This is a genomic window from Mesorhizobium sp. M0590, assembly GCF_040320905.1.
Lineage (GTDB): Bacteria > Pseudomonadota > Alphaproteobacteria > Rhizobiales > Rhizobiaceae > Mesorhizobium.
This window is the reverse complement of sequence record NZ_JAMYQN010000001.1, coordinates 578889-592184: the sequence shown is the minus strand read 5'-3', so window position 1 is coordinate 592184 and position 13296 is coordinate 578889. Positions and strand designations below refer to the sequence as shown.

The 13296-nt window shown below is 64.0% G+C and carries 13 protein-coding genes; 9 read left to right on the top strand and 4 right to left on the bottom strand.

All coding sequences use genetic code 11. The annotated features are described in order from the left end of the window. Nucleotides 1-284: 284 nt before the first annotated feature. Nucleotides 285-710 carry an OsmC family protein gene (locus tag NKI52_RS02950; RefSeq protein ID WP_031212702.1) on the bottom strand — a complete coding sequence of 142 codons (426 nt, stop codon included), beginning with the start codon at nt 708-710 and terminating at the stop codon, nt 285-287. A 112-nt stretch (nt 711-822) separates the two neighbouring features. Between NKI52_RS02950 and NKI52_RS02945 the strand changes: the two genes are divergently transcribed. The 3 genes from NKI52_RS02945 (at nt 823) to NKI52_RS02935 (ending at nt 2203) form a co-directional block, all read left to right on the top strand. After that, the gene (locus tag NKI52_RS02945) at nt 823-1173 is read left to right on the top strand and encodes a hypothetical protein (protein ID WP_352696977.1); all 351 of its coding nucleotides are present in this window, start codon (nt 823-825) and stop codon (nt 1171-1173) included. A 2-nt stretch (nt 1174-1175) separates the two neighbouring features. Continuing rightward, nucleotides 1176-1532, top strand: coding sequence for a YciI family protein (locus NKI52_RS02940; RefSeq protein ID WP_352450152.1), 357 nt, complete (start codon nt 1176-1178; stop codon nt 1530-1532). Between the two features lie 143 nt (nt 1533-1675). Continuing rightward, nucleotides 1676-2203, top strand: coding sequence for a hypothetical protein (locus NKI52_RS02935; protein WP_352578116.1), 528 nt, complete (start codon nt 1676-1678; stop codon nt 2201-2203). Nucleotides 2204-2234: 31 nt separating this feature from the next. Here NKI52_RS02935 and NKI52_RS02930 read toward each other — a convergent pair whose 3' ends face one another. Then, on the bottom strand, nt 2235-3479 hold the full coding sequence (locus NKI52_RS02930) for a ubiquinone biosynthesis hydroxylase (RefSeq protein WP_352696975.1): 1245 nt from the start codon (nt 3477-3479) through the stop codon (nt 2235-2237). Nucleotides 3480-3580: 101 nt separating this feature from the next. Between NKI52_RS02930 and tesB the strand changes: the two genes are divergently transcribed. The 6 genes from tesB (at nt 3581) to NKI52_RS02900 (ending at nt 11140) form a co-directional block, all read left to right on the top strand. Continuing rightward, nucleotides 3581-4456 carry an acyl-CoA thioesterase II gene (tesB, locus tag NKI52_RS02925; RefSeq protein ID WP_352578118.1) on the top strand — a complete coding sequence of 292 codons (876 nt, stop codon included), beginning with the start codon at nt 3581-3583 and terminating at the stop codon, nt 4454-4456. 219 nt (nt 4457-4675) lie between these two features. Continuing rightward, the gene (locus NKI52_RS02920) at nt 4676-5014 is read left to right on the top strand and encodes a P-II family nitrogen regulator (protein ID WP_023679755.1); all 339 of its coding nucleotides are present in this window, start codon (nt 4676-4678) and stop codon (nt 5012-5014) included. A 49-nt stretch (nt 5015-5063) separates the two neighbouring features. Further along, the gene (locus NKI52_RS02915; RefSeq protein WP_031212694.1) at nt 5064-6386 is read left to right on the top strand and encodes an ammonium transporter; all 1323 of its coding nucleotides are present in this window, start codon (nt 5064-5066) and stop codon (nt 6384-6386) included. A 341-nt stretch (nt 6387-6727) separates the two neighbouring features. Continuing rightward, the gene (locus NKI52_RS02910) at nt 6728-9382 is read left to right on the top strand and encodes an FtsK/SpoIIIE family DNA translocase (protein ID WP_352638303.1); all 2655 of its coding nucleotides are present in this window, start codon (nt 6728-6730) and stop codon (nt 9380-9382) included. A gap of 134 nt (nt 9383-9516) precedes the next feature. Beyond that, nucleotides 9517-10200: an outer membrane lipoprotein carrier protein LolA gene (locus NKI52_RS02905; RefSeq protein WP_031213172.1), complete on the top strand. Its 684-nt coding sequence runs from the start codon at nt 9517-9519 to the stop codon at nt 10198-10200. 133 nt (nt 10201-10333) lie between these two features. Continuing rightward, nucleotides 10334-11140: an exodeoxyribonuclease III gene (locus NKI52_RS02900; RefSeq protein WP_352450145.1), complete on the top strand. Its 807-nt coding sequence runs from the start codon at nt 10334-10336 to the stop codon at nt 11138-11140. Between the two features lie 20 nt (nt 11141-11160). Here NKI52_RS02900 and NKI52_RS02895 read toward each other — a convergent pair whose 3' ends face one another. Continuing rightward, nucleotides 11161-12012 carry a TIGR01459 family HAD-type hydrolase gene (locus NKI52_RS02895; protein ID WP_352696973.1) on the bottom strand — a complete coding sequence of 284 codons (852 nt, stop codon included), beginning with the start codon at nt 12010-12012 and terminating at the stop codon, nt 11161-11163. Further along, nucleotides 12009-13295: an FGGY-family carbohydrate kinase gene (locus NKI52_RS02890; protein WP_352696971.1), complete on the bottom strand. Its 1287-nt coding sequence runs from the start codon at nt 13293-13295 to the stop codon at nt 12009-12011. The genes NKI52_RS02895 and NKI52_RS02890 overlap by 4 nt, the downstream gene beginning before the upstream one ends. Between the last annotated feature and the right edge of the window lies 1 nt (nt 13296).

The following is a 13296-nucleotide window of genomic DNA, read 5'->3' as shown; positions in this document are numbered from 1 at the left end:
GATTTTCGAGACGTCGGGGACGGCCCCTCAGGTAACGTGTTCGTTGCCTACTTTCGATTGGCTGGCGCTGCCCCGCCTGCCGGCGACCTCTCCCGTATAGGGACGCTCTTCGACGGTTTCGTCAATCATCAACGTTGCAAGAAGAGTGCCGGCAGCTGCGGCCAGCTTCTTTCTCCCCGTCACTTACGGGGAGAAATGCCCGGCAGGGCAATGAGGGGCGGCGCCGACTTCAACAATTGATGGACTCCAACACCAGTTGGAATCTATCAGGCATAAAAGCTCCCTCACCCGAGCCTAGCGTCGAGCGATACTTTGATGGCGCCGAGCGCTTTCGAGACCGGGCATTCGGCCTTGGCCTTCTCGGCCAATTCCTTGAACTTGGCGGCATCGATGCCCGGTACCTTGCCGACCAGGGTGATCGCGCTGCCGGTGATGCCGGTGCCGGGAACCAGCGTTACCACGGCCTTGGCGTCGAGTTCGGCGGCCGGAGTGCCGTTCTCGGCGAGAAAATGCGAAAGCTGCATGGCGTAGCAGCCGGCATGGGCGGCGGCGATCAGCTCTTCCGGGTTGGTGCCGGATTTGCCGCTCTCGTCCTCGAAACGCATCTTGGCGGAATAGGGCGTGCCCTTCAGCGTCCCGCTCTGTGTATCGAGCGTGCCTTTGCCTTCCTTGAAACTGCCTTTCCAAACGGCGTTGGCGGTGCGGTCCATCAATTCCTCCTTGATTGTCGTGATTGAGCCCGTGATCGGCATCCAGTGGACTATAGCGCGCGCCGGAGCGAAGGCCACCCACGCTTTCGTATCGGCGGCAGCGTGACACATCATGTCGAGCGAAAAAAAATTCGAAAAAAATACGCGTGCAAAAATGTCGACTTCCATCTGTCCCGGCCGTCCTGCGGGCGGCCATGGACTTGGTGGCCGGATGGAGGACCACATGAACAACCTGTTTTCTGCTCACTGGACAAGCACCGGCCACAGGGCCGGTGAACAACAAGCCGACTGGTCGCGCCTGCAGCCTTCCGGCTTCGGCCGATTGCTTGCGGCGATTGCCATTATCGGGATTGCGGTATCTCTTCTCGACTATGCTGCGGCCGGTCTCGATTCTGCGGCAGGCAAGGGCTCCGCGGAGATTTCCGTAGCCTCGTCTTCGGCTTCAAGCCAGGAATGGAGATAAAAATGAAGTATGTTTGCCTGGTTTATGGTGAAGAAAAAGATCTCTACGCAATGACGCCCGAGAGGCTGGCCAAGCTCGACGCCGATTCGATGGCCCATGACCGGTCATTGGACCAACGCGGGATGCTGATCATCGCGCAGGCGCTGCAATCGGTGAAAACGTCGAAAACCGTTCGCAGGCGCAAGGGCAAGCGGCTGGTCACCGACGGCCCCTTCGCCGAAACCAAGGAGCAGTTGCTCGGTTTCGTCATGATCGAGGCCGAGAGCCTCGACGAGGCGCTGGAGATCGCGGGCGAGATTCCGCTGGCCGAAATCGGCACGATCGAGGTGCGGGCGATCTATAAGGTGCCCGGGTCATAGAGATGTCTCGATAAGTTCCTCCGCGGAGCGGCGGGGACCAACGACTGGCATGGGCTTTCGTTTTCTTCGTCGGACGCAACTTTTGCGTGTTGAAGCGAAGCAATACTTCTCCTATCGTCGCCGAGATCGGGGGATTTCGGGGCATGCATATATTGATTGCAGCAATCGGCCTGCTCGGAGCAGCGGGCTTCTGGTGGTACCGGCTGAAGATCATGAACGACGCGGCGCGTGAGGTTGCCGACGTCGTTGGCCGCGTGCAGGGCAATGTGCGCCGCAAGAAGCTGCGCAAGCAGGCGGCACTCTCGCCGCTGACGGCGATCGACGATCCGGTCGTGGCGGCCGCGACGCTGATCACCGCCATCGTTTCCGAGAACGGTCCTATCCTGCCGCAACGCGAAGCCGCCATTCAATCGGTCATTTCGGAGATTGCCGATAAAAAGCAGACCGATGAGGCGGTGATCTACGCCAAATGGGCGGCTTCGCAAATCGACGACGCCACGGTCGTCATCGACAAGCTGGCGCCGTTCCTGCGCGAACGCCTCGACGCGGCTGAAAGGAACGATCTGCTGCAGATGGTCGGCCGTGTGGCGGAGGCGGGTGGGCAAAGCCTGCAGATTTCCGACCAGCGAATGCTCAGGCTGCGCCAGAAGCTGGGCTTCGAGGTTAACTGACCGAACGGCCAGTGACGCGCACTTGCCAAGCCTAAATCGCCTCGCCCTTCAACAGTTTCGGCGTGTCGCCGGACAGACCCGACGCGTGGCGGATGAAGAACCCCTTCAGCCGCGGCATGCGTTCGACAAGGCCGAGGCCGATGTCGCGCAAAGTGCGCAGCGGGCCGAAATCGTTGGAAAACATCCGGTTCAGCACATCGGTGGTGATGCCCATCTGCACCGTGTCGAAACGCCGCCATTGCTGGTAGCGCTCGAGCACGTCGAGCGCGCCGATGTCCTGGCCGAGCCGGTCGCCCTCGACCACCACTTCGGCCAGCGCCGCCACGTCCTTGAAGCCGAGATTGAGACCCTGGCCGGCGATCGGGTGGATGCCGTGGGCGGCGTCGCCGGCCAAGGCGATGCGCGGCGCGACGAAGGCGCGCGCAATGGTCAGCCCGAGAGGCCAGGCGCGGGGCTTGTCGGCGATATGGATTTCGCCGAGTTTGAGGCCAAAGCGCTGCTCGAGCTCATATTCCAGGACCAGCGTGTCGCCACTGACCAGTTTCTCGGCATCCTGCGACCGTTCGACCCAGACGATCGATGAGCGGTTGGTGCCGTCCTTGCCCGGCTTGAGCGGCAGCGTGGCAAACGGGCCCGCGGGAAGGAAATGCTCTTCGGCGCGGCCGTTGTGCGGCCGCTCGTGCGCCACCGTGCAGACGATGCCGGACTGGCCATACTCCCATTTCACCGTCTTGATGCCGGCCATGTCGCGCAGCTTCGAATTGACGCCGTCGGCGGCAACCAGCAGCCGCGCCTTCAGCGTCGCGCCGTCGGCAAGATGCACCGTTATGCCGGCGCCGTTGATGTCGAAGGCGCTGACGGCGACGCCTTCGATGATGCCGATGCCGAGTTGTTCGGCGCGCCGGCGCAAGGCGCCGTTCAAATCCTTGTTGGCGACCATATGCGCAAAGGGTTCGCCGGGCGCGACCTCGCCGTCGAAGGTGAGGAACGCCGGGCGGACCGGATCGGATGTGCGCGAATCGGTGACAATCATTTCGGTGATTGCCTGCGCCTCCGGCGCGATCTCGTTCCAGACGCCGAGCTGGTCGAGCATGCGGCACGCGGCGGCGGCAATCGCCGAGGCGCGGCCGTCCTTCTGCCAGACGCCGGCCGGCGCGGCATCGACGACGGCGACGGCGAGGCTCGGCCGCGCCTGCTTCAGCGACACGGCGGCGGCCAAGCCGATATAACCGGCGCCGGCGACCAGAACGTCGAGCGAATTCTTGCTGTCGACCATGGGCAATTCCTTTCGCAGCCTGACTGTCGCCGGGCATTCCGCCCTTGACTGCCCGCTGTTCCTGTCGGAAACCGCCATGGTAATTTTGCGGCGAGGTCAAGATGACGGCAGCCATGGACGAGCTTCTCGGCATTCTCGACCTCGAGCAGCTGGAACACAACCTGTATCGTGGTCGCAGCCCCAAGCTCGATTGGCAGCGCATCTTCGGCGGCCAGACCATCGCCCAGGCGCTGGTCGCCGCGCAGCGAACGATCGAGCCCGAGCGCCACGTGCATTCGCTGCATGGCTATTTCATGCGGCCGGGCGACACCAAGGTGCCTATCATTTACGAGGTCGACCGCATCCGTGACGGCGGCTCCTTCACCACGCGCCGCGTCGTGGCGATCCAGCACGGCCAGGCGATCTTTTCGCTGGAAGCCTCGTTCCAGCAGGATGAGGTCGGCCTGGAACATCAGGTGCCGATGCCGCAGGACGTGCCGGCGCCCGACACGTTGCTGTCGCAGCGCGAATTGCTGGGTAAGTTCGGCGAAGCCGTGCCCGACGGCATCAAGCGCTATTGGGAGCGCGACCGGCCGATCGAGATGAAGCCGGTGATGCTGAAGCATTATACCAGCCGGGAAAAGCTCGAGCCGAAGCAGAACATCTGGATCCGCACCACCGGCCCGGTGCCGGCCGACCGCGCCACGCAGGCGGCCGTGCTCGCTTACCTCTCGGATATGACGCTGCTCGACACCTCGACCTTTGCCCATGGCCGCGCCATTTTCGATCGTGATATCCAGGCAGCCAGCCTCGACCACGCCATGTGGTTCCACCGCAGCCATCCGCTCGACGACTGGATGCTGTACACGCAAGACAGCCCGTCGACGCAAGGATCGCGTGGTTTTACCCGCGGCTCGCTGTTTGCCCGCGACGGCACCTTGATCGCCTCGGTTGCCCAAGAAGGACTCATCCGGCTGAAGCGGCCGCCTGCGGAGTAGGCATTTTTCGAAATTTGCCTATTTTTTAAGCATATGCACTGCCGCGCCTGTGAACAGGCAGCTGCCAGACCTTCTCGATTTCGTTGTTTAACAACAGCTTAACACCCTGCTTCGGCAATTGGCACGGAGCTTGAATCCTAGCGGGCACTCTCCGGCTCTCATGGGGATCGGCGAAGTCGTGCAAACGCGGGGACCCGCAACAGCAAAGGGTGAAACCTTATGAAGATCGTGATGGCAATCATAAAGCCGTTCAAGCTCGACGAGGTGCGCGAGGCGCTCACCGCAGTCGGCATCCAGGGCCTGACCGTCACCGAAGTAAAAGGCTACGGACGTCAGAAGGGGCACACGGAAATCTATCGCGGGGCGGAATACGCGGTCAGCTTCCTGCCGAAGATCAAGATCGAAGTCGCGGTCGCTGTCGACATGGTCGACAAGGCCGTCGAAGCCATCACCGCGGCGGCCAAGACCGGCCAGATCGGCGACGGCAAGATCTTCGTTTTCGGCATCGACCAGGCGGTGCGCATTCGCACCGGCGAAACAGACACCGACGCGCTTTGAGCTGCGGATACGTATTCCAATGGAGAGTTCAATGAATATCCCTTCCACCTTGAAGATAACGGGACGCGCGGCCGTTTTAGGTTCGCTCGCTCTCGCTGCGCTGGGCACGGTTGCTGCGTTCGCGCAGGAAGCGGCACCGGCGGCACCGGCTGCCCCTGCGCCCGCGCTCGACACCGGCAACACAGCCTGGATGCTGACCTCGACGGCGCTGGTGCTGATGATGACCATACCGGGCCTGGCGCTGTTTTATGGCGGCATGGTGCGCAAAAAGAACGTGCTCGCCACCATCATGCAGAGCTTTGCCATCACCTGCCTGGTGACGGTGCTGTGGTTCATGTTCGGCTACTCGCTGGCCTTCTCGGATGGCGGCGGCATGAATGCCTATCTCGGCGGCTTCTCGAAGTTCTTCCACAACGGCATCACCACCTCCTCGCTGTGGCTGCCGGGCGTGGCGAACATTCCTGAGTTCGTCTTCTCGATGTTCCAGATGACCTTCGCCATCATCACGCCGGCGCTGATTGCCGGCGCCTTCGCCGAACGCATGAAGTTCTCGGCGCTGCTCATCTTCATGGGCGCGTGGCTGCTGGTGGTCTACGCCCCGATCGCGCACTGGGTGTGGGGCGGCGGCTTCCTCGGCACAGCCGGCGTTCTCGATTTCGCCGGCGGCACGGTCGTTCACATCAATGCCGGTGTTGCCGGCCTGGTCTGCGCGCTGGTTCTCGGCAAACGTGAAGGCTACGGCACCACCAACATGGCGCCGCACAACCTCGTCTACTCCGTCATCGGCGCTTCGCTGCTGTGGGTCGGCTGGTTCGGCTTCAACGCCGGCTCGGAACTGGCCGCCGACGGCCTTGCCGGTGCCGCGATGCTGAACACCCAGGTTGCCGCTGCTGCTGCGGCGCTCGCCTGGATGTTCGCCGAATGGATCGTCGCCAAGAAGCCGAGCGTTCTCGGCATCATCTCGGGCGCCGTCGCTGGCCTGGTCGCGGTGACGCCGGCTTCCGGCTTCGTCAATCCGACCGGCGCCTTCATCGTCGGCATCGTCGCCGGCGTGCTCTGCTACGTCTCGGCCGTCAAGCTCAAGCACGCGTTCGGCTATGACGACTCGCTCGATGCATTCGGCGTGCACGGCATCGGCGGCATCATCGGTGCATTGCTGACCGGCGTGCTCGCCGATCCGGCGATCAACAGCCTCGGCTCGGGCGCCTCTGTCGGCAAGCAGCTCTACGGTATCGTCTTCACCATCCTGTGGACGGCGATCGCGAGCTTCGTGATCCTCTACATCGTCAAGGCGCTGGTCGGCCTGCGTCCTTCCACCCCGGAAGAGGTCGAAGGCCTCGACATCAGCCAGCACGGCGAAGTGGTGCCGTAAAGGTATTGGCTGGTACCGGCGTTTTGCCGGTGCCGGGAAGATCCCGTCGTGATGCTCCCGAAAGGGCTCACGCCTTGAGGCCCGGAAGATTTCCGGGCCTCTTTTTTGCGCGCGGATGGCCGTGATGGCTCGATCACGGTCGCTTGATCAAGGTGCTCGATCCGCCGGCGGCGTGAAACATCGGCCGCAGCGGCTTCGAACTGTGGTGGCGGTCGCCCGTTCCGGTGACGCAGAATGCCCATGGTTAATGCGCCCTTAACCTTCCCGCCGCTAGTCTGACAGCCGAATCTGCCGTGTTGCGCGTCCGCGCCCGGCCGGGGCAACGACAGACGAGGAAAAGCATGCGTTCAGGGGCTTCAGCACCGCTTGCGCTGGCCGATACGGAGCACGGCATCCGGTCGTTCGCGAGGCGCCAGGTCGGGCGCCTGGTCGGTGCCGGGCTGTTTGCTCTGGTTGGCTTCGGCGTCGCCGCCCTTGCCACCTGGAACGTCGCCGATCCGAGCTTTTCGCACGCCACCGATAATATCGTCACCAATGCAATGGGTTATGCCGGCGCCGTCTTTTCCGACATTGCCATGCAGTTCTTCGGACTTGCCGCCGTTGCGGCGCTGGTGCCGGCGGTGATCTGGGGATTTCTGCTGTTTACCGCGCGCGGCGTCGACCGGCTGCCGAAACGGGCGCTGGCCTGGTTCGGGTTTTCGCTGCTTGGCGCGGCAATTGCCGGCTGCGTGGTGCCGCCCAAGACCTGGCCGCTGCCGACCGGCCTCGGCGGCGTCTTCGGCGACATGGTGCTCAATATCCCGGGCCTGGTCATCGGCGGCTATCCGACCGGCCTCGTCGCCAGCGTGCTCGCCGTGCTCCTGGCAGCGCCGGCGCTGTGGGTATTCTTGTATGGCTCGGCGCTGATTTCGCGCAAGAACGGCTTTGCCGTCCTCGAACAGCCTGCAGTGCCCGATCCGCAGGAGGACCTGCTTTTCGACAATGAAGAGGACGAGGGCGACGAAGGTATATTGGCGCTTGGCGCCATCACCCACTGGTGGCTGTCGCTGCGGGCCTATCTGCGCCGCCGCGCCGCGCGCCGGCGCGAGCGCGACGATTTCGAGCCGGAGATGGAACCGCGCCCCAGCGCCTGGCGGCGGGCGGCCGAACGGGTCGAATCGGCCGAGTTCGCCGAGGCGCGGATGAGCCCGGGCGGGCGCGCCCGCGTCGAGCCGGAATTCTTCGCCGCCATGGTCAACGACCGCAGTGCCTCGATCGACCCTGACGATGCCGACGTCTTCGATAACGACAATGACGACGACATGGATTTCGCGCCCGAGCCGGCCGGCCAGCGCCGCGCCGCGCCGACGGCCAAGGTGCAGAACTTCCGTTCCGACGCGGCGACACGCGTCGAGGCGCCGGCGCCGCGGCCGGCCCCCGGCGCCCGCGTCCAGCGCGAGGCGCAGACTTCGCTGATCGGCTCGGAAAAATTCGAGATGCCGTCGCTGCACTTCCTGTCGGAACCAAAGAACGTGGTGCGCGACGCCAGCCTGTCCAAGGACGCGCTGGAGCAGAACGCCCGCCTGCTCGAGGGCGTGCTGGAGGATTTCGGCGTCAAGGGCGAAATCATCCATGTGCGTCCGGGTCCGGTCGTCACGCTCTACGAGCTGGAACCGGCGCCCGGCATCAAATCGTCGCGGGTCATCGGCCTGTCCGACGACATCGCCCGCTCGATGAGCGCCATCGCCTGCCGTGTCGCCGTGGTGCCCGGCCGCAACGCGATCGGCATCGAATTGCCGAACGCCAGGCGCGAGACGGTCTATTTGCGCGAGATCATGGCCAGCCGCGATTTCGAAACCACCAAGGCCAAGCTGGCGCTGGCGCTGGGCAAGACCATCAATGGCGAGGCGGTGATCGTCGACATCGCCAAAATGCCGCACGTGCTGGTCGCCGGCACCACCGGCTCGGGCAAGTCCGTCGCCATCAACACCATGATCCTGTCGCTGCTCTACCGGCTGACGCCGCAGGACTGCCGGCTGATCATGATCGATCCAAAGATGCTGGAGCTCTCGGTCTATGACGGCATTCCGCATCTTCTGACGCCGGTCGTCACCGATCCGAAGAAGGCGGTGGTGGCGCTGAAATGGACCGTGCGGGAGATGGAGGACCGCTACCGCAAGATGTCCAAGGTCGGCGTCCGCAACATCGACGGCTTCAACGCGCGCGTGCAGCAGGCCGAGAAAAAGGGCGAAAGGATCTCGCGCACCGTGCAGACCGGCTTCGACCGCCAAACCGGCGAGGCGATCTACGAGACGGAGAACCTCGACCTCGAGCCGATGCCCTACATCGTCGTCATCATCGACGAGATGGCCGATTTGATGATGGTCGCCGGCAAGGACATCGAAGGCGCGGTGCAGCGCCTGGCGCAGATGGCGCGCGCCGCCGGCATCCATGTCATCATGGCGACGCAGCGGCCGTCGGTCGACGTCATCACCGGCACCATCAAGGCGAATTTCCCGACCCGCATCTCCTTCCAGGTGACATCGAAGATCGACAGCCGCACCATCCTGGGCGAGCAGGGCGCCGAACAGCTGCTCGGCATGGGCGACATGCTCTACATGGCCGGCGGCGGCCGCATCCAGCGCGTGCACGGTCCCTTCGTCTCCGACGACGAGGTGGAGAAGATTGTCGCGCATCTGAAGCTGCAGGGCGTGCCGGAATATCTCGACGCCATCACCGAGGACGACGACAAGGATGACGATGAGCCGACGGGCAAAGGCAGTGGCGGCGGCGACGGCGGTAATTTCGAGGATTCCGACGATCCCTACGACCAGGCGGTCGCGGTGGTGCTGCGCGACGGCAAGGCCTCAACCAGCTACATCCAGCGCCGGCTCGGCATCGGCTACAACCGCGCCGCCTCGATCATCGAGAAGATGGAGAAGGAAGGCATTGTCGGCCCGGCCAACCATGCCGGAAAACGCGAAATCCTGGTGCCGACGGAGGACGACAAGTTCTAGAGCGCGTCCGCGCCGGCAACTTTGAACCTTTTGGCGCGTTGCAGCGGACGGGCGCCGTGCGGCCCGCCAAACTTAAGCCCAACTGGGGGGCCAGACCAATATAACGAGCAAGCAATCAGATGATGGTGACCGGCATGAAAAACGCAACTCTCGCCCCAAGCAGGGATTTCGCCCCAACCCGCCGGCAGGTGCTCGGCCTCGGACTGGTCCTGGCCGGTGCGGCGGCCGCCAACCTCGTGCCCGGCTTCCAGTTGCTGGCGTCGGCGCAGGCAGCGGTTCCGGCGACGGCGCAGAAGATCGCCGATCATTTCTCCTCGGTCAAATCGATGAGCGGCGAGTTCGTGCAGTTCGGACCCAAGGGCGAGCAGACCGGCGGCAAGTTCTTTCTGGAACGGCCGGGCAAGATCCGCTTCAATTACGACGGCGCCTCGAATTTCAGGGTGATTTCCGACGGCAAGTCGGTGGTCATCCTCAACAAGAAGCTGCGGACCTCCGACCTCTATCCGCTGTCGAAGACGCCGCTGAAGCTGCTGCTCGACGACAAGATCGATCTGTCGGGCGGGCGCGTCAGAAGCGTCAAGGAAGAGGACGATCTCACCACCATCCAGCTTGCCGACAAATCGGTGTTCGGCAATTCGAAGATCACCATGATGTTCGATCCGAAATCTTATGAATTGCGGCAGTGGACCATCACCGATGCGCAAGGCAAGGACACGACGGTGATGATCTTCAACACCAAGGAGGGCGTCAGCTTCGCCCCCGACACCTTCGCCATCGACTATACGGCGAACCGCGAGCTGAACACCAAGACGCGGTAACTTTCTACTGCTGCGGGATGGCTTTTCCGCGTTGGTGCAGGCGGCTTGTTTTTGCGGTGCGCGGCTGGCAGTAGTTTCCGCGATTGACTTCCGTCGGACCCATCCGGCGGATCTCGCGTTATCCGGAACCCACATGCCGTTTTCCGTCGCTACCTGGAACATCAACTCCGTCCGGCTGCGTATGCCGATCGTCGAACGCCTGCTGGTCGAGCAGGCGCCGGACGTGCTCTGCCTGCAGGAAACCAAGGTTCCGGACGAATTGTTTCCGGAGAAAGCGTTCCGCAAGCTCGGCTACGAGCACATCGCCTTCCATGGCCAGAAGGGCTATCACGGCGTTGCCACCATAGCGCGGCGGCCGATCGAGGTGGTCGAAAAGCGCCGCTTCTGCGAGATCGACGACAGCCGGCATCTGTCGGTCACCGTCAACGCCGGCGGCAAAACGATCCTGCTGCACAATTTCTACGTACCGGCCGGCGGCGACGAGCCCGACCCGGCCGTCAACCGCAAGTTCAAGCACAAGCTCGATTTCGTTGCCGAGATGAACGCCGTCCGCGCCGAGCATGACGAGCACTCCGGCTCGATCCTGGTCGGCGACCTCAACATCGCGCCGCTCGAGCACGATGTCTGGTCGCACAAGCAGCTCCTCAATGTCGTCAGCCATACGCCGGTCGAGACGGAAAACTTCGAGGCAATGCGGCTCGCCGGCGACTGGATCGACCTGATGCGGCTCAATGTGCCTTACGAGGAGAAACTCTACACCTGGTGGAGCTATCGCGCCCAGGATTGGCAGGCCTCAAATCGCGGCCGCCGCCTCGACCATGTCTGGTCGTCGCCAAACCTGGTGCCGCATTTTGCCGGCTATGAAATCCTGCGGCCGGCGCGCGGCTGGGAACGGCCCTCGGACCATGTGCCGGTGATCGGGCGTTTCAACCTGGATTAGCTTTGTCTCGCCTTAACAACTCAGCGAAACCTGAAGCTATCCGCGATGTAGTCGGGACGGGCGTTCAGCGTGGCGAAAACGTCCTCCAGGTCAGGCGCCCCCGCCAATATGCCCGACAGGACCAGCGTCGTCGCGACGCCGACGCCGTTGCCGCCGGCGATGTCGTGCTCGACGCTGTCGCCGACGCAGACCACGCTGTCGCGCTCCGGGTGGCCCGCCAGTGCCAGCGCTGCCTCGAATATCTGCGGATTGGGCTTGCCAATGCGCGCCACGCTGCCGCCGAGGCTCTCATAGAGATCGGCGAGCCGGCCGGCGCCGAAGCGAGGGCCGACGGCAGTCAGCATGATCTTGTCGGGATTGGTGCAGAAGCATGGCACCCGCCGCGCCGCCGCCGGACCAAGAAGCCGGCGATAATGGTCGATGTCGTAGCGATCGCCCTCGCTGGCGGAAATCAGCACCAGTTCGGCATCGTCGCCGTCCTTGGCCAGGACGAAGGGCAGGCCGTCGACAGCCGAACGGTCATTGTCGCGGCGGATCAGCAGGCATTTTGTCTGCGGGCGCAGGGCTCCGGATGCTGCCATTTGGTGGAAGGAGCGCCACGCCACCTCGCCGGAGGAGACAAAGTGATCCCAGCTTCCCGGTTCGAAGCCGAGCTTCAGCAGGCGGCGCTCATTGGGTTGCGCCCGCTTGCCGGAATTCGAGATCAGTACGATGGTCTTGCCGGCGCGCTTGAGTGCCGACAACGCTTCGACAGCACCCGGATAGGCGCTGGTGCCGTCGTGCAGCACACCAAATTGGTCGAGCAGGAACACCTGATAGCGGTCGGTCAGCGCGGCGATGCCGTCGAGGTGTTGAATTGCCTTGGCCGTCATAAAAGCCCCGCTGCGCTTGCGCCCATCAGCGCCAGCCGCGCCGTGCCGGCAGCGGCCTCCTCCGAAAGAGCCGGCACGAGAGCGACGCCAAGCTTGCGCTGCCGGATCGCTGTCCAGGCCGGATTGGCCGCACCGCCGCCGACGCTCCTGACCGATGTCAGCCGGGGGGCGCCGAGTTCGGCAAGCCGGCGATAGCCGAGCGCTTCGATCGCCGCAATACCCTCGAACATCGCTTTCAGATAGTCGGCGTCGTCGGCGGGCCGCGGCTCGAGGCGCGGCGGCAGCGCCGGATCGGCTATGGGGAAGCGTTCGCCCGGCGCCGGCAGCGGGTAATAATCGAGGCCGGTCTTCGTCGCCGGGTCGATTTTTTTGCTGAGTTCGACAATGCGGGCGACGGGGAAATGCTGGGCCAGCACCTTGCCGCCGGAGTTCGAGGCGCCGCCCGCCAGGTAGGTGTCACCCAGCCGATGGCTGTAGATGCCGAATTGCGGCGCCGAGATCGGCCGGTCGCAGAGGATCTTGATGGTCAGCGACGAGCCGAGCGCGGTAACGCCGTCGCCCGCGGCACTCGCGCCGGTCGCCAGGAATGAGGCGCAGCCATCCGTCGTGCCGGCGACGATAACCACGTCGCGCGCCAGGCCGAACATTTTCGCAGCGCTGGCGGTGAGCGTGTCCGTGACATCGCCCGGCCGCACGACGCGGGGCAGGAATTCCATGCGCACGCCGGTCGCCGCGATCCAGTCCGGCCAGCGCCGGGCCTCGACGTCGTAGCCGGTCTTCAGGGCGTTGTTCTCGTCGCTGACATCGAAGCGGCCGGAAAACTGTCCGGCGATCCAGTCTGCCTGGTGCAGCACATTGGCGACGCCGGGCAGGTGCTGGAAAGACAGCGCCTTGGCGAGACCGGAGGTCGCCCCAAGTGCAGCGCTCGTTGCCGGTGCCGCGCCGGCTATTTCAGTCAGAATAGTGTCGTCAGCGACCTTGTCGTTGTACATCAGCGGTTCGGCCAGCGGCCGCCCGGCGCCGTCGACCGGCAGCAGCGTGCCCGACGTACCGTCGACGGCGATCGAGCGCACTGCCGCGCGATCGATACATTTGAGCAGTTCCGCCAACGTCGCGCCGACCGCCTCCCACCATATGGCGGGGTCGCGGCCGTTCGGCCCAAATCGCTCGAGGGCAATAGCGGAATGCGCGGCAATGGAAAAGTCCGGACGCATGGCGACGGCGCGCGCGCCGGATGTGCCGATGTCGATGCCGATGGCAAGCGGACCAGACGAACGCGGCATG

Coding starts and splice junctions, on each gene's coding strand:
- NKI52_RS02930 (WP_352696975.1), bottom strand. CDS start 3,479: ATGGTCGACAGCAAGAATTCGCTCGACGTTCTGGTCGCCGGCGCCGGT.
- NKI52_RS02900 (WP_352450145.1), top strand. CDS start 10,334: ATGCCGTTTTCCGTCGCTACCTGGAACATCAACTCCGTCCGGCTGCGT.
- NKI52_RS02910 (WP_352638303.1), top strand. CDS start 6,728: ATGCGTTCAGGGGCTTCAGCACCGCTTGCGCTGGCCGATACGGAGCAC.
- NKI52_RS02950 (WP_031212702.1), bottom strand. CDS start 710: ATGGACCGCACCGCCAACGCCGTTTGGAAAGGCAGTTTCAAGGAAGGC.
- NKI52_RS02940 (WP_352450152.1), top strand. CDS start 1,176: ATGAAGTATGTTTGCCTGGTTTATGGTGAAGAAAAAGATCTCTACGCA.
- tesB (WP_352578118.1), top strand. CDS start 3,581: ATGACGGCAGCCATGGACGAGCTTCTCGGCATTCTCGACCTCGAGCAG.
- NKI52_RS02920 (WP_023679755.1), top strand. CDS start 4,676: ATGAAGATCGTGATGGCAATCATAAAGCCGTTCAAGCTCGACGAGGTG.
- NKI52_RS02905 (WP_031213172.1), top strand. CDS start 9,517: ATGAAAAACGCAACTCTCGCCCCAAGCAGGGATTTCGCCCCAACCCGC.
- NKI52_RS02945 (WP_352696977.1), top strand. CDS start 823: ATGTCGAGCGAAAAAAAATTCGAAAAAAATACGCGTGCAAAAATGTCG.
- NKI52_RS02890 (WP_352696971.1), bottom strand. CDS start 13,295: ATGCCGCGTTCGTCTGGTCCGCTTGCCATCGGCATCGACATCGGCACA.
- NKI52_RS02935 (WP_352578116.1), top strand. CDS start 1,676: ATGCATATATTGATTGCAGCAATCGGCCTGCTCGGAGCAGCGGGCTTC.
- NKI52_RS02895 (WP_352696973.1), bottom strand. CDS start 12,012: ATGACGGCCAAGGCAATTCAACACCTCGACGGCATCGCCGCGCTGACC.